We start from the raw sequence: 20,824 nt of genomic DNA on the forward strand, positions 1-20,824 counted from the left end.
TCCCGATTCAAGGTGGCGTGAGACGGAAGGGAGACCCGCGATGCACCGACTGATTCTGCTGCGCCATGGCCAGAGCGTGTGGAATGCGGAAGACCGCTTCACCGGATGGACCGATGTCGGCCTGACCGACCGCGGCATCGCCGAAACCCGCAAGGCCGCCGAGTTGCTGAAGGCGACCGGCATCGACGTGGACATCGCCTTCACCTCGGTGCTGAGCCGGGCGATCGAGACGCTGCACCTCGTCCTGCGCGACATGGACCGGCTGTGGCTGCCGGTGCACAAGCATTGGCGCCTGAACGAGCGGCATTACGGCGCGCTGCAGGGACTGAACAAGGCGGAGACGGCGGAACGCCACGGGGCTGAGCAGGTGTTCCAGTGGCGGCGAAGCTGGGACGTGGCGCCGCCGCCGATCGAGCCAGACGATCCGCGCTCAGCCGTCACTGACCGCCGCTATGCCGGCCTTGCCAAGGCGAATCTGCCGCGCGGCGAGAGCCTGAAGGACACCACCGAACGCGTCATCCCCTTCTGGCGCGACGAGATCGCCCCGGCCCTGCGGTTGGGCGCCCGTGTCCTGGTGTCGGCCCATGGCAACAGCCTGCGCGGGCTGGTCAAACACCTGGACGACGTCGCCGACCAGGATATCCCGCTGTTCGAGATCCCGACCAGCCGACCGCTGGTCTATGAACTGGGCGCCGACCTGACACCACTGCGCCGCTATTTCCTGGGCGAGAACGGCACGGTCGAGGAGATCAACTGGCCGAAGCGTGACGGGGCCGGCAAGGACAGCGCGGCGGCGTGAAGCTTGATCGGGAATCCCCCTTCTCCCCCTGGGGAGAGAGCCGGGGTGAGGGGGATGCACGGCGTGGCTATCCCGAGAATCCTCGCTGTGAATCCCCCTTCACCCTAACCCTCTCCCCGGGGGGGAGAGGGGATTGCACTCCGCCGCTTCGGCCCCCGGCCGGTACGCGATGCGCCCCGCCCCGAATCGCGTGCACCATCGCGCCCACCCTCCTTCGCCACCGGATGGTGGAAGTGGTGCTGGTGCCCACCGGCCTTGCTGCCCCGCTCCGGCGGGCCGCGACGACCATCGCGGCGGTCCTCGACGCGGCTGCTGTAGCAATTGTCGCAGACGCGGAAACGGTGGTTGGCCTTCAGCCGCGTGCCGCAGACCGGGCAGGCGCGGGCGAGCGAACGCTCGGCGAGCGTCCGCTCGATGAAGGCGTTCAGGTGTGCCCGGCGTTCCTGGCACAAATCCATCTCGGGATAGGCGTCGGGGAAACGGTAGGCCAGCCACGCATAGGCGGTCAGTTCCTTCACCGCGCGTTCGGCCTTCTCCAGTTCCACGTCGGTGCCGACGCTGTGGCGGAAGCGCTCGGCGGCATCGGGAGCGGCGTTGGGGATGCCCCGGCCCTGGTTGACCGCCCAGCCGCCGAGAAGGCGCAGGTTGTTCTGGTCGCGGGTGTCGATCGGACAGCGGGCTAGCATGTCGCGCTGAGCCAGCGGCAGCTTGGCGCGGTCCACCGCGGCCGCCGCCTGGATGCGCTGCTCCAGGTCGGTCATGCGGAAGGTCTGGTTGGCGCGCAGCAGTTCCTGCCCCGCGGTGCGCAGCACCTTGGCGAGGCTATCGGTGTCCAGCTCCCGCGCGATGGCCTCGACATGGCTGAGGTTGGGCGAAATCCACGAGCGCGGATCTTCCGGCGGCACCGGCGGCGAGGTCAGCGCCCGGCGCACCGGGTTGATGTTCTCGCCGTCCAGCACGGCGACGCGGCCTTCCTCATGCATGCCGAAGCGGCCGGCACGTCCGCCGATCTGCCGGATCTCCGACGCGGTCAGCTCCCGCTCCTCCCGCCCATCATATTTGCGGGTGGTTGACAGCACGACGCGGGCGACCGGCAGGTTCAGCCCCATGCCAATGGCATCGGTCGCCACCAGCACGTCGGCGGTGCCCTCGCGGAAACGGCGCGCTTCGGCCCGGCGGACCTCCGGCGACAGGGCGCCGTAGATCACCGCGACATTGTGATTGCGGCCCAGCAGATCGTGACGCAGAGCCATCACGTCCTTGCGCGAGAAGGCGATCAGCGCGTCGCCGGACTTCACCTCGTCCAGCTTGACCCGCTCCTCCTGGACGCGCAGCGGCGACTTGCGGGTGAACTCGATGACCTCCAGCTCCTCGCCCATCGCGTCGGCCAGACGCTTGACGTAGGGGATGGCGTCGGCCGAGCCGGTCATCAGGATCTCCGGAGCCGCCACGCCGGCCACCGCCTGGGTCCAGGCCCAGCCGCGATCGGGATCGCCGATCATCTGGATCTCGTCGATGACGCAGGCACCCCAGACCTTCGACGTGTTCACCATCTCGATGGTGGAGGAGGTGAAGGCGGCGCCCGGCCGCACGTCGCGCTCCTCGCCGGTGACGAGGCTGCACGGCCGGCCGCGCGTCTCCAGCGCCTCCTGCCCTTCCAGCGCCAGCAGGCGCAACGGGGCGAGGTAGCAGCCGCTTTCCGCCTCCGCCAGCCGGTCCATCGCCGCGTGGGTCTTGCCGGAGTTGGTCGGCCCGACGAACAGGCGCAGCTTGCGGATCATCGCGCGGGCGGTAGCGAAGCTGTCCAGATAGACGCCCATGCCGGACGCGTTCTCCAGCCGCTCCCGCCGCACCTTCAAGCCGGCACGGGCAGCGGCGGTGGAGAAGGCCTCCTCCATCGCGTCGAGCAGGGTCTGCAAACGCGGGATGCGGCCGCCAAAGCCGACGACACGGCCCAACTCGTCGGCGAAGCCCTTCGGCCGCCAGGACTCGCCGAAGCCGGCCGCACGTTGCGCCATCGACGCAAACCAGCCGTCGACGCGCTCCTTCGCCTTGGCGATGGCGGGAGAGGACAGGCAGGCCCCCTTGACCCGCTTGCCCAACGCCTTGGCCTGCGGCCGGCCGAACCCCTCGTCGATGGTCAGCAGGCCCCACAGGTCGGCCTCGATGTCCGGCAGCGGACCGAGCGCCACCTTGAAACGCAGCTTCAGCTTGCGATCGGTGCCGGGGATCTGGACGACATGGTTGACCGCGACCGACCAGCGCGCCGGGGTGCTGTCGGCGTCCACCTCGATCCCGTCGCCGCGCACCACGGCGGCCACCGCGCGCAGGGCGTCGCGGCGGTCGAATTCGTCAGCGGTGCCGGGGGTGCGGCCGGAACGGGCGTTGTCGGAAGTGTCGTCGGTCATGATCGTCTTTTCTTGAGATTGCCCCGGTCATGCAAGCGCTTCGGCCGGCCGCATCGGCCGAGCAGCCAGTCCGGCAAGGCCGTTAGGCTCTGCCCTCAGACAACAGCCATAGAGCGCCAGGGTCTCTCTTTATGGCCGGGGTCTCACTTTATGGGTCCGACCGGTCGATTCGGCAAGCCGAATCCCCCGATGGGAGCAAGCCCGGGCTAATTCGAATCCGTCACCGTTTCGCCGATCTCGCCCGTGCGAAAAGGGGGGAGGCACGGCCACATAGAGCCACGCAGGTTTGGCGGTCCGCCCCCAACGGGTTAGCCGCCGCCGCCCGGCGGGCAGGCCCGACATCAGGCCAAGCCGGACCGGCCGCAAGATCGGTCGCGAAACGGTCAATGCTTTGTTCCGATTAATTTTTTTGGGAGATGCGCATGCCGAACCCTCGTGACGTCCTGGAACTGATCGAGCGCATGCGGTGCATTTCGAACGACGGCGAGCGCCGGGCCCTGATCGAACGGCTGGGCGCGGTCGACCGTCCGACGGTGCTGTCCTTCCTGAACGCGCACGGACTGAACGTCTGCATGAGCTCGGACGCGGCGCTGACCGCCTTCGGCGCATCGGACGTGCTGCTGCGCGACGGGATCGGATTGCAGGTGGTTCTGCCGGTTCTGGGCATGCCGGCCGGCCTGAACATGAACGGCACCGACTTCATCCCGCTGCTGCTGAAGACGCTGAGCGCCCGCAAGGTCGCGATCTACGGAACCGCCACCCCGTGGCTGGACCGCGCCCGCGCAACACTGGAGGCAGTCACGCCGCACCGCTACGCCGACCTTCAGCACGGCTTCCACCCGGTGGAGCATTACATCGCCCAGGCACGGACCAACCGTCCCGACGTGATCCTGCTCGCCATGGGCATGCCCAAGCAGGAACAGGTCGCGGCGGAGCTGAAACGCGCGCTCGACCATCCGGTGCTGATCGTCAATGGCGGCGCCATCGTCGATTTCCTGGCCGGCCGCTTCAAGCGCGCCCCGGAAGCGGTCCAGCGCTCCGGCCTGGAATGGGCCTTCCGACTGGCGCAGGAGCCCCGCCGCCTGTTCCGCCGCTATTGCATCGGTGCCTTCGGCTTTGCCTGGAGCACCCTTCGCCTTCGCCGTGCCGCATCCCTCCGAACCCGCGGGACGGGCGCCGCAGCGCCCGCTTCCACCCGGATCCCTCCGTCACCGATCCGGCGGTCGCCTATCCAGAAGGAGCTTTGAGACGTGGAAAACCTTCCCCAGATCAACAACGGAGGCCACGGCGGCCCGCCGGCTCCGGCGTGGCCCACCCAGGTCGGCCACCATGTGCCGCGTGAGTTCGACGGCCCCGCTCCGGCGATGGGCCCCGACTTCCGCTTCATCCTGCGGGTGCTGGCGGCGCACAAGACGCTGATCATCCTCATCGTGCTGGCGCTGACCGCCCTGTCGGCTTTCGCCGTCTCGCTGATGAAGGACAAATACACCTCCGAAGCCCTTCTGCTGGTCGACAACCGGCAGGTCCGCGTCGTCCGTGCCGAGGATCAGGCACTGAACTCGATCACGCCGGAAGACGGCGCGATCCTCAGCGAGATCGAAATCCTGAAGTCGACCGCCGTGCTGTCCCAGGCGGTCACCGACCTGAAGCTGGCGACCAACCAGGAATACAACCCGCCGGTCCAGGCCGACGAGACGAAGCCCTTCGTCGAGCGCGCCACCGCCTGGACGCGCGAGAAGGCCCATTCCGTGTTCGGTCCGGAGCTGCCCGGCGTCGTCCAGGCCGTTCTGGCGCATGGCGACAACATGACCAAGGACACCCACCTGCGCGAGAGCCGCGCCGCCGACAGCATCGACGGCGTGCTCGACCGTGTCCGCCGCAACCTGGAAGTCGGCGTCGTCGGCCGGTCGCGCGTGATCCAGGTCCGCTACACCGCCGGCGACCCGGAGATCGCCCAGAAGGTAGTCGACACCGTCGTCCGCCGCTACATGGAAACCCGCCAGCAGATGGACCGCGACCTGTCCACCAGCGCCGTCGCCTGGCTGGAAGACCGCATCGCCACCCTGCGCAAGGAAGTCGCCGCCGCCGACACCAAGGTCGACGCCGTCCGCTTCAAGGCCGGTCTCGTCAAGAACGGCACCAACGGCCTGATGGCCACCACCGAGCTTGAGCAGGCCCGCCTGCGTCTGGCCGAGGCCTCGGCCACCCGCGCCCGCGCCGTCGCCCAGGCCCAGACGCTGGAACGCAGCGCCGGCAACGGCGGCAGCCTCGCCTCCCCGGTCGTGGCCCAGCTGCGCGCCACCGTCGCCTCGATCTCCACCGAACTGGCCCAGCTGTCGCGCCAGTATGGTCCGAAGCACCCGCGCATCCAGGAACTCCAGGCCCGCCTGAACGAAGCCAACTCCTCCTTGCAGCAGGAAGTCCGCCACGAGATTGGCGGCGTCCGCGAGGCGGCCAACGTCGCCATCGAGCAGGAAAACGCCCTGAAGGCGATGATCGCCAAGCTGGAATCCGGCTATCAGACCATGGCCGAGGAAGCGGTGCCGCTGCGCACGCTGGAGGCCGAGGCCCAGGCCAAGCGCCAGCTGCTGGACAGCCTGCTCGGCCGTCTGGAAGAGGTGCAGGCCCAGCAGGACAACCGCGCCTTCCCGACCGCCGTCAAGCTGGTCTCGGCGCCGCAGGTCCCGCATGAGCCGTCGGGTCCGTTCCGCATCCTGCTGTTGCTGGCCGGCTTCTTCGCCTCGCTCGCCGTCGCCGTCTTCATCGTCTTCGGCATCGAGCTGTTCCAGCGCCGCATCCGCACCCCGGACGCCGTCCGCCGCATCCTGGGCGTCGGCACGGTCCACATCGTCCCGCACCACTCCACCCGCGGCACCCGCGGCCGCCTAGACCAGATCTTCCAGAACCATCCCTTCTCGCTGTTCGCGGAATCGATGCGCGCCCTGTTCCGCAACCATCTGTCGGATCTGGGTCCGGTCGGCTCGATCGCCGTCACCTCGGCCCGCCCGCAGGATGGCAAGACCTCGATGAGCCTCGCCGTCGCCCAGGTCGCGGCCCAGGCCGGCCGCCGTGTGGTGGTGGTCGACACCGACTTCCGCCGCTCGCGCATCGACGGCCTGTTCAACCTGTCGGCCAAGAAAGGCCTGTCGGACTGGATTTCCGGGACCGCCACCCTGGACGAGATCGTGCACAGCAGCGAGGACGCGCCTTATGCGATGATCCCGGCCGGCCGGCTGATGTCGGAGACGCTCGACCGCTTCAACGTCGACGGCCTGATCCACCTGATGGCCGGCCTGTCGCCGCACTTCGATCTGGTGGTGTTCGACACCGCCCCGGCGCTCGCCGTGTCGGATGCCCGCATCGTCTGCGGTGCCGCCTCAAAGGTCCTGTTCGTCAGCCGCTGGGGCCACACCACCGCCAGCGATTTGCAGGCAGTCGCCGACCTCGGCCCGATCGACCATAGCAAGTTCGTCGCCGTGATGACCGATGTGAACCTGAAGAAGGCGGCATCGCGCGGGTACCAGGGCCCCTACAACAGCTATGTGGCGACCCGGAAATACTACGGCGACACCACCCTGCGGACCGCTCCTTAAGCGGGAAGCCAAGGTGACCTGAAGCTCCTTCGACCCAGAGGCCCTTCCCCTGCGGACGCTGCGGCGCCCGGAGGGAGGGGCCTCTTTATGACCAGAACCTGTGACCGGCCCCTGCGACAGGAAGAGAGCCCCTCCTCATGATCGAGAGTCCGAAGCCCGGTTTTCCCAAATGGCGCCTGAACCAATGGCGTCCAACCCGCCGCGACCTGCTGTGGACCGCCGCCGCCGGTGCGGTGCTGGCGAGCTGCCGCGGCGCCAGCGGTCCGACGGCGGCGGAAGCCGCCAGCCAGCCGCAGGCGGAAGAGCCGGCTGTGACCTTGCGCGAAGCCTGCCGTGCGCTGGGCATCCGCCACGGTGCCGCGCGTGACCATTTCATCGATCCGGAAGACCTGATGCTCGACCGGCTGATGGCGCGCGAATGCGACGTCGTCACACCGGAGAATGGCGGCAAATGGGGCGTCTTCCAGCACACCGAAGGCAATTACGACTGGCGCCGCTTCGACGCCGCGGTGGAGCTGGCGCGCAGCATCGGCGCAACGCCGAACTGGCACACGATCATCTGGCAGCATATGGGCATGCCGCCCTACATGAAGCTTCCCGCCGGCCGGCAGGCGGAGCTGGGCATTTCGGAGAGCGCCTATTTCTCACCGGAGGGCAGCTTGAGCGCCGACACCGTCTGGCCGCGCTTCACCGGCGTGGTGGAGGCGGTGCGGCAACGTTATGGCGATATCTTCTACCGCATCGACGTGGCCAACGAGGTCTTCTTCTGGGAGACGGTGCAGAGCCACCCGCAGGAGCAGGACCGCTACGGCTTCCGCCGCGGCATGTGGTGGGTGGCGGCCGGCGGGGCGGAGAAGGGGTCGGACTGGCTCGACCCCTTCTTCCATCATGTCCACAAGGCCTTTCCAAAGGCGAAACTGGTGCTAAACGAGTTCGGCATCGAGATCGACGAGGGCTGGCAGCAGCGCAAGCGCGCCTATCTGCTCGACTGGCTGACCGGCGCGGTGAAGCGCGGCGTGCCGATCCACGGCATCGGGCTGCAAAGCCACCTGATCGGCGGGAAGCCCTATGACAGCGCCGGCATGCGCAAGTTCCTGCGCGCGGTCGACAGGCTGGGCTTGTCCGTCCATCTGACGGAGATGGATGTGGACGAGACCCGCCTGCCCCGCTCCTGGTCGCGCGCCGAGAAGGACCGGGCGATGGCCCAGCTGGCCCGCCAGTATCTCGCCGACATGCTGGACAACGCCCGGGTGGAGGAGCTGTGCTGGTGGCACCTGCGCTCCGACTTGAATTTCATCGCGCGGGAGCATCCGGACCTGGGTGCCCACCCCTCTCCCTATGACGAGAACTCCCGGCCGCTGCCGCTCTACACGGCGGTGGTCGAGACGTTGCGGGAGAAGGCGCGTACCGGCAAGGCGCGGTCGGGGTGACCCTTGCCCTGGGCACCGTGCCGCGGAGGTACGCCTTTGGCGCCGTCCACCCCCTGCGATAGGCCCGCGCACTTTCTCCTTCGCGCGCGCGCGTCCGCTGCCGCTCCCGTTTAGAGTCCCTCAACGCGTCCTGTACCCATCCGATGGAGAGGTCGATCGTGCAGAACACAGCCGACACATTGCCGATGGATCGCCTGCCCGCCGATCGCACGACTGATGATGCGCTCGTCGAGCGCTACCGGCGGAAGTTCCACCTTTCGCCCACCTATCCGCTGACCGCCGAGATGGTGCAGCGCCATTGGGACCTGGAGCGGCGCCTCGCCCGCGAGCTTCTGGCAAGTAAGCCGGACGAGCGCTGGGACGTGTTCGAGCAGGCCTATACGACGCTCTACACCAGCTGTCCCTGGCTGAACGAGGCGGAGGACGACGCCCACACCCGCAACGACGACCTCGACTTCCGGCATTTCCTGACCCTGCTGGGCGGGCCGCAGGACGTCTACGAGGTCGGGTCGGGCAAGGCCCGGCTCCTGCGCTATCTCGCCCGTCACGGCTACCGCTGCGTCGCCACCGAGGTGACGCGCGAGCGGGGCGCCACCTGGATCGAACAGGACTCCAACGTCACCTGGAAGAACAGCGACGGCATCCATCTGGCCCAGTTCGAGCCGGCCGACCGCTATGACAGCGTGATCTCCACCCATGTCGTGGAACACATGCATCCGGAGGACGTCGTCACCCACATGACGAACGTCCATACCATCCTGAAGCCGGGCGGCAGATACATTCTGAGCATGCCGCACAAATATGCCGGTCCGGCCGACCTGTCTGAGGTGTTCGGCCTGAACGAGCCGATCTGCATGCATCTGCGCGAATATGGCTGGGCAGAGACTCAGGCGATGTTGCGGGAGGCCGGCTTCGGCCGGGTGGAGGCGGTCTACATCCTGCCGATGGTGGTGCGGCGCCGGATGAACCTGCATTTCGCCAGCCGCGCCTATCTCGGCTACGCGAAGCTGGTCGAGGCATTTTTGGGATGGCTTCCGTTAACCCTAAATCGCAAGCTCGGAAGGGTTGGACAGCTCTATCTGTTCCGTCCAGAGGTGTTCGTGGTCGCCCACAAGCCCAAATGAGACCCGTTTGAGCGCTGCAAAAAAGCGCTAAATCAAATACTTAGAGACACGAAAAACCCCTTTGTTGCTGCATTGCATCGGCAAAGGGGTTTTTCGTGTCTCTTTCTTTTCACAAGTGATAGTGGCATTAGAGCCGCATTTCGCTAAAATTTGAAATACCTCATTAACCTTTTCCGGCCAGATTGGGCTCCAGCGAAATTCACGGAAAAGAGGATACTTCCAATGGCAACGAGCCCCGTCGATATGACCTTCGTCGTCAATGCCTCGGGTGTGTCTGCCGGAGGAGTCTGGCCGCACTTCAAGTTCCTCGTCGACGGCGTCTCCGTCGGCCAGGCCACGGTCAATTCCACCAGCGCGGGTCGTTACAGCTTCACCACCAAGGTGGCGCCCGACGCCGCGCACAAGGTTCAGGTTGTGTACGATAACGACTGGCTGTCCACCGACACGTCCGGCATGTACCGCGACCTGATCGTCAAGTCGATCGAAGTCAACGGCAAGACCATCGCTTCCAACAGCTCGACGGTCTCCTACGCCGCTGACGGCCAGGGCACCCTGTCCGGCCGTGAAGTTCTGTCCTGGAGCGGCTCGCTCGACTTCAACATGTCCAAGGACGTGTTCGCCGGCGCCACCGGGACCCCGACCACGCCGACCACCCCCACGACACCGACCACTCCGACCACCGGCGGCACGCCGATCGTCGTGAATGCCTACGGCAACGCGGCCGGCGGCGTAAACGCCCACTTCAAGGTTCTGGTCGACGGCAAGATGATCGGTGAAGGCACCGCCGGCACCGCCGCCAAGGACTTCACCTTCACCGCCAACGTCGGCAACGACGTCGCCCATAAGGTCCAGATCCAGTACGACAACGACGGTGTGGTCGGCGGTGTCGACCGCAACCTGTACGTCAACAAGATCACCATCGGCGGCCATGCCGTGAACCCGACCGACAGCATCGTGTCGATTGACAAGGGCGCCCTGGACGGCAAGGACGTGATCGCCGGCCAGAAGGCCCTGTGGTGGAACGGCACCATGGAGGTGAAGGCCGACAAGTCCTGGTTCGCCGGCAGCACCACCAATCCTGGCACCTCGACCCCGACGAAGCCGACCCTGTCCGTCAGCGACGTGACGGTGACCGAGCCGACCGGCAGTCAGACCTCCAGCGGCATCCAGGGCTTCCTGCACACCCAGGGCAACCAGATCGTCGACGAGGCCGGTCACACCGTCCGCCTGACGGGCGTCAACTGGTTCGGTGGCGAGGGCTACAACTATGTGCCCGCCGGCCTGTGGGCCGACAGCTACCAGCACCATCTGGAAAGCATGAAGTCATTGGGCTTCAACACCATCCGCATGACCATGTCGGACGAGATGTTCGACAGCAGTGCGGTGACCAACGGCATCGACTATTCGAAGAACCCGGATCTGGCCGGCCTGACCCGCCTGCAAGTCTATGACAAGGTCATCGACTACGCCGGCAAGCTCGGCATGAAGGTGATCCTGGACCACCACCGCAACGACGGCGGCGCCGGCACCAACGAACACGGGCTGTGGTACACCGATGCCCACCCGGAATCGAAGATGATCGCGAACTGGAAGATGCTGGCCCAGCATTATGCCGGCAACGAGACCGTCATCGGCGCCGACCTGCACAACGAGCCGAGCGTATCGGCCACCTGGGGCGGTAGCGCCGCCACCGACTGGGCCTCGGCCGCCGAGCGTATCGGCAACGCCATCCAGACCGTCAACAAGGACTGGCTGCTGTTCGTCGAAGGCACGGAATGGAGCAGCACGCTGGCCGGCGCGCAGTCGCGCCCGATCCACTTCGACACTCCCAACAAGCTGGTCTACTCGCCGCACGCCTACGGCCAGAGCGTCGGGCAGTTCAGCTGGCTGACCGACCCGAACTACCCCAACAACCTGCCGGCCCAGTACGACAAGATGTGGGGCTACCTGTACAAGAACGACACCGCGCCGATCATGCTGGGCGAATGGGGCGGCCAGTTCAGCAGCGCTGCCGAGCAGACCTGGGGCAAGACCCTGGCCAAGTACCTGAACGGCGACTGGAACCTGGACGGCAAGAGCGACATCGCGGCCGGCGACAAGGGGATGAGCTGGACCTTCTGGGCCTGGACCCCGGAATCGGGTGACGTCGGCGGCATCCTGATGGACGACTACAAGACCATCAACCAGACCAAGGCCGCCATCGTGAAGGGCGCCATGGAAGGTGCCGTGTTCGATACCCCGACCACCACCGCCAACACGGCCAACGCCACCTTCACGGTCAAGCTGTCGTCCGCCTCCAGCACCCCGGTCACGGTGGATTACGCCACGGTGGATGGCACCGCCAAGGCCGGCTCCGACTACACCGCCACCAGCGGCAAGCTGACCTTCGCCGCCGGCGAGACCTCCAAGACCGTGACGGTCAAGGTGCTGAGCGACAGCGTGTCGGAAGGCAACGAGACCTTCGGCCTGAAGATCTCCAACGCCACCGCCGCGACCATCGCCGACGCCACCGGCACCGGCACGATCGTCGACGCCGCCGCCAAGGCCGCCGCCGCTGCCTCGCTCAGCTCGGCCGACCTGTTGGCCCACACGGTGAGCACCGCCGCCAACGACACGGCCACCGCCGCCGACCTGTCGACGACGCAGCATCTCGCCAGCCACGACGTGTTTGGCGTCACCTTTGCCGCCATCGACGTCAACCACCAGGACCTGGACAGCAGCCTGGCGCACGCCGCCTGACCGTTCGGTTCGTTTGACCGGGTAAGTGCCTGAAGGACAAGGGACCGGCAGTTCTGCTGCCGGTCCCTTGTCCTTATCCGTTTTCCGTTGTCCGCGTTTAGCCCGGCACCGGCGAGGTTGCACTGCCCGGCAGCATGGCCGACGCACCGCCGACCGGCGCCGGGTGCGGGATATCGGGGATGGTGACCTCGGCCACCGCCTTGCCCGGATTGCCGGCGACCACGCTCCGCCGCGGCATCGGCTTGGTGACGACGGAGGAGGCGGCGACGATGCACTCGTCACCGATGCTGACGCCGATAACCACCGCATGCGGCCCGACCCACACGCCGTCGCCCAGTTCCGGATAGTGGGTCACCCGGCCGCTGGGCAGCAGATCGTCCTTCTGGCCCAGGGTGACGCCGTGGAACAGGGTGACGTTGGCGCCGATGCGGGCGTTGGCGTTCACCACCAGCCCCCAGCCGTGCAGGATGCGCAAACCCGGTCCGACCTGGGTTTCCCAGGGCAGATCCATGGCGGCGGAGTGCTGGGTCCAGCGGTGCAGCAATCGACAGGCGGCCAGCAGCGGCTTCCCCAGCGGCCCGCCCATCCGGTCCAGCGCCTGACAGCTGCGCAGGGTGAAGGTCACCCGGAACATGCGGTTTCCCGCCAGCAGCTTCAGCACCGCCCCAAGGCCGGAGCCCCCGCCATAGCGGGTGGCGTCCGCCGCGACCGTCTGCCGAAATGTGTAGCGCGGAGCGTCCTGCATCGCGGTGTCATCCTCTCCGATCAAGCATTGTCACGCCGGCTTTCACGCTGCTTGCGGCCGGCGAAGAAATCGGGCGGTCATGCGGAACAGCATGGTGCGGTCGGCCTTGCCGAAGCTCGGCCCGAACAGGGCGGCGACGGCGAACAGCATGGTCAGCCCGACCTTGGCGGCGGCGAAGGTCGGGTTGACCTCGAAGCCGAACAGGGCGAGACCGGCAAGATAGGCGATGGCAGCCGGCGCCAGGATGCCGGTCACCCGCAGGGCGCTCAGCGGCGGCTCGTTCGGGCTGAGGCGGCGGCACAGCACCTCCGTCGCACCGAGCATCACCAGTTCGCGTCCCAGCACGCCGATGGCGCCGCCCATCAGGCCGAGCGGCCCCAGCGTCACCGCCATGATCAGCGTGCCGATCGCCAGCCCGCCCAGCGAGATCGCCGGCAGCACGCCGACCTTCTTGGTCTTCACCAGCCCGACCTCGGCATGCATCCGCACGCCGTGGACGACGTAGGCCAGCACCAGCAGCGGCATGCAGGGCAGCACCGTATCGTACTCGCTGGACGCGATCAGCCACAGCACCTCCGGCGCCGTCAGCGCCATGCCGAGTGCTGCCGCCGACAGCAGCACGACGAACAGGTAGAAGACGAATTCCGACTGGCCGCGGCCAGCGGTATTGTCCTGCGCCTCGATCCGGCTGACCGACCAGATTTGCAGGAAGGAGGCGGTCAGGAACATGTAGAGCATGGTGGCGAGCCGCAGGCCGAAGGACAGCACGCCCACCGCGGCGACTCCCATCAGCAGGTTGACCAGATAGCGCATGGCGAACTGGTTGCCCATGTCCAGCATGGTCTGCGGCATGAAGGGCAGGCCCAGCACCGTCACCCGCTTCAGGATGCCGAAGGAGAAGCCGACGCCGTTCGCCCCCAGGATCGCCACCGTCAGCGCGATGCCCAGACCGACGAAGGTGATGGCGTTGGCCAGGAAGATTCCGGTCACGCCAAGGTCCATCACCAGCAGGAAGCTGAGGTTCAGGCCGATCAGCCCCACCGCCTTGCCGACGGAGATCAGCAGGCAGGTGCCCGACCGCTTGTGGACCCGGTAATAGGCGAGCGCCAGTTCGAACACGGCGCTGAAGGCGATGCCGGCGAAGGCGTAGGCGATGATCGGGCCCTGGTCGCTGCCGCCGAACAGCAGGTCGCTGGCGCCCCAGCCGGCCGGCAGAGCCACCGCCAGCAAGGCCAGCGAGGCGGCCCACAGCCCAATCATCGTGGTGCTGACCACGCGGGACCGGCCGCGGTCGTCGGGATGTTCGAAATAGACGACGGTGAAGGCGTTGATCATCCCGATCATCAGCATGACCGCAACGATGTCGCCCACCACGCTGATCAGGGCATAGACGCCGAACTCCGCCGGTGACAGGACCTTTGCATAGAGCGGCAGCAGAAGCAGTCCCGCGGCGCGGTTGACCACGTTCGCCACCATGAACATCCAGCCATGTTTGATGATCGTACCAGCTTCGACAGCCATCCGGTTTCCTTCGCCCCCTGCTAGTCCGCCTCTTCCTTCCCACCCGCCTGACTTGCGGGGAGTGTTGCGGCCGGCGGGTGATGCGGGCGCAAGACAAGGAAGAAGAACGCGCCAAATCTTGGCGGAGGTCGGGACAGCGTCAATTCGGCCTTGAAGCGACCGCAACACTCTTCGGTGCTAGTCACCACGGCTTCGGTCAGAGATCCTGGACGTTCCGATTAGGCTTTCCGGCGAGTTCGCACGCTGCCTCTTGCGCCCCGCAACAGGCAAGGGTGCGTTCGCGCCACGCCCTCGCTCGGAATTGCCGAGGGGCTCCCTTCGGTAAATCCGGGTGGTGGAGCCACCCCGCAAGTTCGGCGATCACCCCCGTTCGCTCCATGGCTTTCCGTCCGGTCGGGGGAGGTCTGCACGGTCTCTACCCAAAAATTGCGGAGATCGGTCGCGCCGCCGGGGGTGCGACACCACCTTGCCGTTAATCCGAAACGCTATACCCGCTGGGGACCGCATCCGAAAGTATCCCCATTAATATTCAGGCACCCGTACCCTTCGAAACTCCGGTGGTATCGCGGACGCGAAATCAACGTCCGTATGCACTGTTGCTGGCCGAGCTTCCTCATCCTAATTCGTCCTCAACGAACAGCGGATCGGCCCACCAAAATCATGAAAGAGCGATCTTTACATAAATGCGCCACTGGAAATGCAGCGGCGCAGCAAAGTAAAGACCGGCCGAATCCCAAGAGACGCTGATGACGAGCGACCATCCGCACGAATGGCCGTGCGGTGGCTGGCATTCCCTTCAACCACGGGACCTGCGATGAGCAAACTGGACCCAGAAGTGGTCATCGATCTGACCTCGGCAAAAAAGGCGACGATCCCGACGATCGCCCCCGGGCTGTTGCTTGCACTCTCGGACGGACTGGTCCTCGCCCTGGTGGGTTGGACGCTCAACCATTTCCTCGGCGCCGATGCGCTGGCCGAGCCGATGGAGGCCGCCGCGTGGCAGCGTTCGCTGGTGACCGGCCTGATGCTGGTGCCTCTGGTGAAGTCGGTGTTCGGCATCTACACCCTCGGACGCTTCGATTATATGGAACGGACGAGACGGACATTTCAGGCGGCATTTCTTTGCTGCGCCGTGCTGGCGGTTCCGTTCATCGTGATGGAGGGCTTCCGCTCCTTCTTCGTGGAGGCCCTGTCGATCGCGCTGCTGGGCTTCGCGATCACCTATGTCGCCGACCTGCTTCTGATCCAGGGGCTGCTGTCCAGCGCGCTGGACTGGCGCACGCCGGTGATGATCGTCGGCGCCGGTCCGCAGGGTGCGGCCATCGCCGAGAAGCTGCAACGCCTGCCCTGGCTCGGCATGCGGCCGGTCGGCTTCGTCGATGACGACGACAATCTGTGGCAGACCCGCGTCGCCGGCTTGCCGGTGATGGGGCCGGTGGAACTGCTGGCCAAGTCGCCCGCCGTCGCCCGCCAAGCCAGCGCCGCCATCGTCGCCGACATGGGCCGCCACGGCAGCGACCTGACCGGCCTGGTCCGCACCCTGCCTTTCCGTCAGGTCTATTGCGTGCTTGGCGAAGGCAACGTCAGTGCCGTCGATGCGACCTACCACAACCTGCACGGCTCGCTGGCCCTGCGCGTCAGCGTCCGTCCGCCGACCGGCTACCTGCGCATCCGCCGCGCCATGGACATCGTCCTGTCGGCGATCCTGCTGGTGCTGGTGGCACCGCTGATGCTGGGCCTCGCCGTCGCCATCAGGCTGGACAGCCCCGGCCCGGTGATGTTCCGCCAGAAGCGCTGGGCCGGCGGCAAGCAGACCTTCGACCTGCTGAAGTTCCGCTCCATGCACGTCGATGCGGAAGAGCAGCTGCAGCAGCTGCTGGCGAACGACCCGGTTGCCCGCGAAGAGTACACGACCTACCACAAGCTGACGGTCGACCCGCGCATCACCCCGCTCGGCCGCTTCCTGCGCAAGACCTCGCTCGACGAGCTGCCGCAGCTGTGGAACATCCTGATGGGCGACATGAGCCTGATCGGCCCCCGCGCCTACATGCCCAAGGAACTGCCGGAGGTGGGTGACTCCGCGGCGGTGATCGGCACCGTCCGTCCGGGCCTGACCGGCTACTGGCAGGTGTCGGGGCGTCACCGCACCACCTTCCAGGAGCGCGTCGCGATGGACGTCTTCTATGTCCGCAACTGCGGCCTGCTGTTCGACTTCTTCATCCTCTGCAAGACCGCGGTGATGGTGCTGAAGGGCGACGGTTCTTAAAGCCGCCCTCCCCTGAACCGGATGCCAGCCGGACCCCTGCGCCACCCGCGCGGGGGTCTTTTTGTTGGAATGCTTAGGCTCCATTCCCTTTTTCGGGAGGTAAAGGTCGGGGACGGAGCGAAAACGGCTACCCCTTTCGGTTCCAGCCTCCTTCGGTCTAATGCCACCGCCCGCCTACGAGATGAGAGGTGCCAGCCGCATCTTCAGTGCTGCACAGCCGAACGCGATACGGCAGCCTGAGGGAAAGCGGATGAAAATCCTGGATTTTCTGGAAAAAAGCATCGCCGTCATCGGCATCATCGCCTTCGGAGGCTCGGTGCTTCCGCTGATGCTGACCGGCGGCGACCCGCTGGCCGGCGATCTCGAATCCGCCGGCGTCACCGTCTTGTACGGCGGTCTTTATGTTCTGGTGCTCGCCGCCATCGCGTTGCGGCCGGCCATCGCCTTCCAGATTCCCTTCGCCAGCCCGGCGCTGACGGCGATGATGGCCTTCGCCTTCATGACGGCGCTGTGGTCGCTGTTCCCGGACATCACGCTGCGCCGGTCGATCGCCTTCCTCTTCACCACGGTGTTCGGCATCTGGCTGGCCCTGCGCTTCCGCTTTCCGGAGATCATGCGGCTGATCGTGGTCGGGCTGTCCTTCCTGATGTTCGTGTCCTTCTTCATGATCTTCGCGATGCCGACGATCGGTCTGGACAGCGCGCAGCATGTCGGCGCCTGGAAGGGCGTGTTCTTCCAGAAGAACGTGACCGGCCGCATGATGGTCTGGCTGGTGCTGGCGCTGGTCTGGCTGGACTGGCAGAAGGAAATGGGCCGCTGGGTCACCCGGCCGCTGATCCTGCTGGCCATGCTGCTGATCGTGATGAGCCGGTCGGGCACCGGTCTGGTCACCTCGGTGCTGGTGTCGGTGGCGCTGCTGTCGACCACGATGCTGCGCGGCAGCATCCGCAACTTCGCCCCCACCATGGCGCTGCTGCTGGCATTGCTGGTCATCATGGTCACCGCCGGCGCCACCTTCTGGTACGACGTGCTCTATGCCCTGGGCCGCGATCCGACCCTGACCGGCCGCACCGTGCTGTGGGAGCACATCGTCCATTCGGTCGGCGAGCGGCCCTTGCAGGGCTACGGCTATGCCGCCTACTGGTCCGGCTTCAACGGACCGGGGTCCAGCTTCACCCGCGACTGGGGCATCACCTCGGCCCACAGCGGCTGGCTGGAGCTGACGCTCGACCTCGGCCTCGTCGGTGTCGCGCTGGTGGTGGTGGTGCTGGGCCGCATGCTGTTCCAGGGCTTCTTCGCCGCCCGCTACGGCAATAGCCGGCCAGAGGCCGCCTGGGCCTTCGCCGTCGGCTGCGCGCTGCTGGCGGTGTCGGTGTCGGAAAGCGTGTTCGCCGAACGCCATTCGATGAACTGGGTGATCGCCACCATCGCCGTCGTCCGGCTGATCCAGCAGAGCCGCTGGCAGCGCCTGCTGCATGACAGGGCGGTGGAACAGCACCGCCTGCGCCGGCATGTGCCCGCCGGTGCCGCCCCCTCCCCCGCTTATGCCGGGCGGAGCGCCTATGCCGGGCCCTACGCCGGTCAAGGCGGCGGCCGGGCGCTCTAGCCGACCAGCCGCGGCCTTCCGCCCCGTCTTCCGCGACCTTTCCCATTTTCCTTCGACCGAAGGCAGACCCATGAGCCCGAAGAAGAACGAGCCGGCAAGCAGCAACCACCCGGCAAACAACGAGCAGACGACCAACGAACAGGTTACCGTCGTAATCCCCACCCGCAACCGTCCGGAGATGGTGATGCGGGCGGTGCGCAGCGCTCTCGACCAGACCTATCGCGACCTCGACGTCGTCGTGGTGATCGACGGGCCGGATCCGGCCACCGCCTCGCATCTGGCGTCACTGGCCGATCCGCGCCTGACCGTGATGGAGTTGGAGACGAATCACGGGGCGGCGGAAGCCCGCAACATCGGCGTGCGCTGCGCGAAAGGCGACTGGATCGCCTTCCTGGACGACGACGACCACTGGATGGCGGAGAAGATCGCGTTGCAGATGGCCGGCCGCCCGGCCGGCATCCGCTTGCCCATCGTCAGTTGCCGCTGCCAGGTGGTGACCGCCCGCGGCACCTTCGCCTGGCCGCGGCGTCTCGCCACCCCGGCCGACGCCATCGGCGACTACCTGTTCGTCCGCCGCGGCCTGTTCAAGGGGGAGACCTTCGCCCCCACCACCACGCTGCTGGCGCCGAAGGCGCTGCTGCTGCGCAACCCGGTGCCCAAGTCCCGCTTCGACGACTGGGAATGGCTGATCACCTGCGGACGGATCGACGGGGTGGCGCTGGTCCATATCCCCGACGTGATGGCCGTCCATTACACCGAGGAAAACAACCGCGTCACCCTGTCGACCTGTCACAACATCAACCACGCCTTGGAATGGGCGGAGGCGATGCGCGACCACCTGTCGCCGCGCGCCTATGCCAGCCTGCTGTTGCAGGCGACCGGCGGCGAGCAGGCGGCCCGGACCGCCGGAACGCGCTGGCGCATCCTGAATTCGGCGCTGCGCGACGGCCAGCCGACACCGATGGCGCTCGCCACCTTCACCATGCATTCGCTGATGCCGGTCGGCCTGCGCCGTCGGTTGCGGCAGGCCTTGTTCTCCGCGTCCGACGCCGCCTGAGCACGAAAAGGACCACGACGCCTATGGACAGCACCAACGACATCCGCACCTCTGCCGGCCAGCCGGATGCACCCACCCGGACCGTCGTCGTGTTCGCGACGCCGGGCGCACTCGACGGCGGCGGCGGCATCGGCCGCATGACGGGCTACGTCGTCGACCAGTTCGACCGGTCGGGCACGACCCGCTCCATCATCCTCGACACCCGCGGTACCGGTAGCGTTCTGCTGTCACCCTTATATCTCGGCGTAACCCTGGCACGGCTGGCCTGGATCCTGGCCCGGCGACGAGCATCCGTCGTGCACATCAACGTGTCGGAGCGCGCGAGCTTCCTGCGCAAGGCGGCGGTCCAGCTGGTGTCGGGACTGATGTCCTGCCCGACCGTCGTCCACCTGCACGGCGCCTCCTTCGTCGAGTTCTTCGAGGGCGGCATGTTCGCCCGCGGCATCAGCCGCTGGCTGTTCAACCGCTGCGGCCGGGTCGTGGTGCTGGGCGACAACTGGCGCGACTTCCTGGTGCAGTCGGTCCGCACCGATCCCCGCAAGATCCGGGTGCTCTACAACGCCGTACCGGACGTCGGCGCCGACCTCGGCGCGCCGGTTCCGCCGACGCCGGGGGCGGTCCTGTCCCTGCTGGTGCTGGCCAACCTGTCGGAGCGCAAGGGCATCGGCACGCTGCTGCGCGCCTGCGCCCTGCTGAAGGAACGCGGCCAGCCCTTCCGCGTCACCATCGGCGGCGGCGGCGACGTCGACGGCTATCGCGCCATGGCGGCGGAGCTGGGCGTGGCGGAGGAGTGCCGCTTCCTGGGTTGGATCGGCCGGGAGGAGGCGCACGCGCACATCCGATCCCACGACATGCTGCTGCTGCCCTCCACCCACGAAGGGCTGCCTATGGTGATCCTGGAGGCGCTGTCGGCGCAGCTGCCGGTCATCACCACCCCGGTCGGCTCGATCCCGGAGGTGCTGACCGATGGCGAGACCGCCCGCATCATCCCGGTCAACGATGCCGGCGCCCTGGCCGACGCGGTCGTCCAGGTTGGCCATGATCCGGTGCTCTATCGCCGACTCGCGGAGAATGGTCGTCGCCTGTTCCTGAAACAGTTCGTCATCGACGCCTACGCCAAGTCGCTGCTGGCGATCTACCAGGAACTGGACCGCGGAGCCGAGCTGTCCGGCGACCTGGGCAAGCTGGCCGGATCGGCCGCCGCCGCCTCCAAACGGCGGTAGGCCATGGTCATGACGGTGTCGATGATCGGATTAGAAAACAATCAATGCGGGCATAACCGAACGGGAGGTTCACATGCACAGGTTGGGTAACCATACCGGCACGCCAACCCGTTCGGTCGCTCCACAGCGTGCGGATGCTGCATCGCGTAAACTTGTACGTGAACGTCGCCCGGTCCCCGGCCGCGGCGCGTTCCAAAGGGCGGCAGCCCGCAAATTCCCAAGGGCGGCAGCCCATCGGCCGCACCACGACGCACCTCGCAAGGTCTGACCGAACGGGTCGCGAAGGACCAAGGCCGAAAACATAACAAGCCCG

General features: G+C 66.8%; 13 protein-coding genes. 10 read left to right on the forward strand and 3 right to left on the reverse strand.

Going from position 1 to position 20,824, the window contains the following annotated elements:
* Positions 1-40 precede the first annotated feature (40 nt).
* Positions 41-799 (forward strand): 2,3-diphosphoglycerate-dependent phosphoglycerate mutase, encoded by a 759-nt coding sequence (gene gpmA / locus J2848_RS30780; protein WP_149234208.1) that lies wholly within the window; start codon positions 41-43, stop codon positions 797-799.
* A 104-nt stretch (positions 800-903) separates the two neighbouring features.
* On the opposite strand, the gene J2848_RS30785 is transcribed toward gpmA, so the two are convergent.
* Positions 904-3,207: a helicase-related protein gene (locus J2848_RS30785; protein ID WP_149234207.1), complete on the reverse strand. Its 2,304-nt coding sequence runs from the start codon at positions 3,205-3,207 to the stop codon at positions 904-906.
* Between the two features lie 422 nt (positions 3,208-3,629).
* Here J2848_RS30785 and J2848_RS30790 point away from each other — a divergent pair, with 422 nt between their 5' ends.
* From J2848_RS30790 to J2848_RS30810, 5 genes are all read left to right on the forward strand, one after another.
* A complete protein-coding gene (locus J2848_RS30790; RefSeq protein ID WP_246194239.1) occupies positions 3,630-4,454 on the forward strand; it encodes a WecB/TagA/CpsF family glycosyltransferase in 825 nt (274 codons plus the stop codon).
* Between the two features lie 3 nt (positions 4,455-4,457).
* Positions 4,458-6,800 (forward strand): GumC family protein, encoded by a 2,343-nt coding sequence (locus J2848_RS30795; protein WP_149234205.1) that lies wholly within the window; start codon positions 4,458-4,460, stop codon positions 6,798-6,800.
* 137 nt (positions 6,801-6,937) lie between these two features.
* On the forward strand, positions 6,938-8,230 hold the full coding sequence (locus J2848_RS30800) for an endo-1,4-beta-xylanase (RefSeq protein ID WP_149234204.1): 1,293 nt from the start codon (positions 6,938-6,940) through the stop codon (positions 8,228-8,230).
* Between the two features lie 158 nt (positions 8,231-8,388).
* Positions 8,389-9,354 carry a class I SAM-dependent methyltransferase gene (locus tag J2848_RS30805; RefSeq protein ID WP_246194237.1) on the forward strand — a complete coding sequence of 322 codons (966 nt, stop codon included), beginning with the start codon at positions 8,389-8,391 and terminating at the stop codon, positions 9,352-9,354.
* Positions 9,355-9,576: 222 nt separating this feature from the next.
* On the forward strand, positions 9,577-12,093 hold the full coding sequence (locus J2848_RS30810; RefSeq protein ID WP_149234202.1) for a cellulase family glycosylhydrolase: 2,517 nt from the start codon (positions 9,577-9,579) through the stop codon (positions 12,091-12,093).
* 97 nt (positions 12,094-12,190) lie between these two features.
* On the opposite strand, the gene J2848_RS30815 is transcribed toward J2848_RS30810, so the two are convergent.
* Both J2848_RS30815 and J2848_RS30820 read right to left on the reverse strand, forming a co-directional pair.
* Positions 12,191-12,838, reverse strand: coding sequence for a serine acetyltransferase (locus J2848_RS30815; RefSeq protein ID WP_149234201.1), 648 nt, complete (start codon positions 12,836-12,838; stop codon positions 12,191-12,193).
* A gap of 42 nt (positions 12,839-12,880) precedes the next feature.
* Positions 12,881-14,359, reverse strand: coding sequence for a lipopolysaccharide biosynthesis protein (locus tag J2848_RS30820; protein WP_149234200.1), 1,479 nt, complete (start codon positions 14,357-14,359; stop codon positions 12,881-12,883).
* An 814-nt stretch (positions 14,360-15,173) separates the two neighbouring features.
* Between J2848_RS30820 and J2848_RS30825 the strand changes: the two genes are divergently transcribed.
* The 4 genes from J2848_RS30825 to J2848_RS30840 all read left to right on the forward strand — a co-directional run bounded on the left by J2848_RS30825 (position 15,174) and on the right by J2848_RS30840 (position 20,511).
* Positions 15,174-16,625 carry an exopolysaccharide biosynthesis polyprenyl glycosylphosphotransferase gene (locus J2848_RS30825; RefSeq protein ID WP_149234199.1) on the forward strand — a complete coding sequence of 484 codons (1,452 nt, stop codon included), beginning with the start codon at positions 15,174-15,176 and terminating at the stop codon, positions 16,623-16,625.
* Positions 16,626-16,875: 250 nt separating this feature from the next.
* Positions 16,876-18,231 (forward strand): O-antigen ligase family protein, encoded by a 1,356-nt coding sequence (locus J2848_RS30830; protein WP_149234198.1) that lies wholly within the window; start codon positions 16,876-16,878, stop codon positions 18,229-18,231.
* Between the two features lie 70 nt (positions 18,232-18,301).
* Positions 18,302-19,288 carry a glycosyltransferase family 2 protein gene (locus tag J2848_RS30835; RefSeq protein WP_149234197.1) on the forward strand — a complete coding sequence of 329 codons (987 nt, stop codon included), beginning with the start codon at positions 18,302-18,304 and terminating at the stop codon, positions 19,286-19,288.
* A 23-nt stretch (positions 19,289-19,311) separates the two neighbouring features.
* On the forward strand, positions 19,312-20,511 hold the full coding sequence (locus J2848_RS30840) for a glycosyltransferase family 4 protein (RefSeq protein WP_149234196.1): 1,200 nt from the start codon (positions 19,312-19,314) through the stop codon (positions 20,509-20,511).
* Positions 20,512-20,824: the final 313 nt, after the last annotated feature.

The organism is Azospirillum lipoferum (assembly GCF_024170005.1).
GTDB lineage: Bacteria > Pseudomonadota > Alphaproteobacteria > Azospirillales > Azospirillaceae > Azospirillum > Azospirillum lipoferum.

Bases quoted from the DNA above. Each gene is read 5' to 3' on its own strand.
- gpmA (WP_149234208.1), top strand. From the start codon at position 41: ATGCACCGACTGATTCTGCTGCGCCATGGCCAGAGCGTGTGGAATGCG.
- J2848_RS30785 (WP_149234207.1), bottom strand. From the start codon at position 3,207: ATGACCGACGACACTTCCGACAACGCCCGTTCCGGCCGCACCCCCGGC.
- J2848_RS30790 (WP_246194239.1), top strand. From the start codon at position 3,630: ATGCCGAACCCTCGTGACGTCCTGGAACTGATCGAGCGCATGCGGTGC.
- J2848_RS30800 (WP_149234204.1), top strand. From the start codon at position 6,938: ATGATCGAGAGTCCGAAGCCCGGTTTTCCCAAATGGCGCCTGAACCAA.
- J2848_RS30810 (WP_149234202.1), top strand. From the start codon at position 9,577: ATGGCAACGAGCCCCGTCGATATGACCTTCGTCGTCAATGCCTCGGGT.
- J2848_RS30815 (WP_149234201.1), bottom strand. From the start codon at position 12,838: ATGCAGGACGCTCCGCGCTACACATTTCGGCAGACGGTCGCGGCGGAC.
- J2848_RS30820 (WP_149234200.1), bottom strand. From the start codon at position 14,359: ATGGCTGTCGAAGCTGGTACGATCATCAAACATGGCTGGATGTTCATG.
- J2848_RS30825 (WP_149234199.1), top strand. From the start codon at position 15,174: ATGAGCAAACTGGACCCAGAAGTGGTCATCGATCTGACCTCGGCAAAA.
- J2848_RS30830 (WP_149234198.1), top strand. From the start codon at position 16,876: ATGAAAATCCTGGATTTTCTGGAAAAAAGCATCGCCGTCATCGGCATC.
- J2848_RS30835 (WP_149234197.1), top strand. From the start codon at position 18,302: ATGAGCCCGAAGAAGAACGAGCCGGCAAGCAGCAACCACCCGGCAAAC.
- J2848_RS30840 (WP_149234196.1), top strand. From the start codon at position 19,312: ATGGACAGCACCAACGACATCCGCACCTCTGCCGGCCAGCCGGATGCA.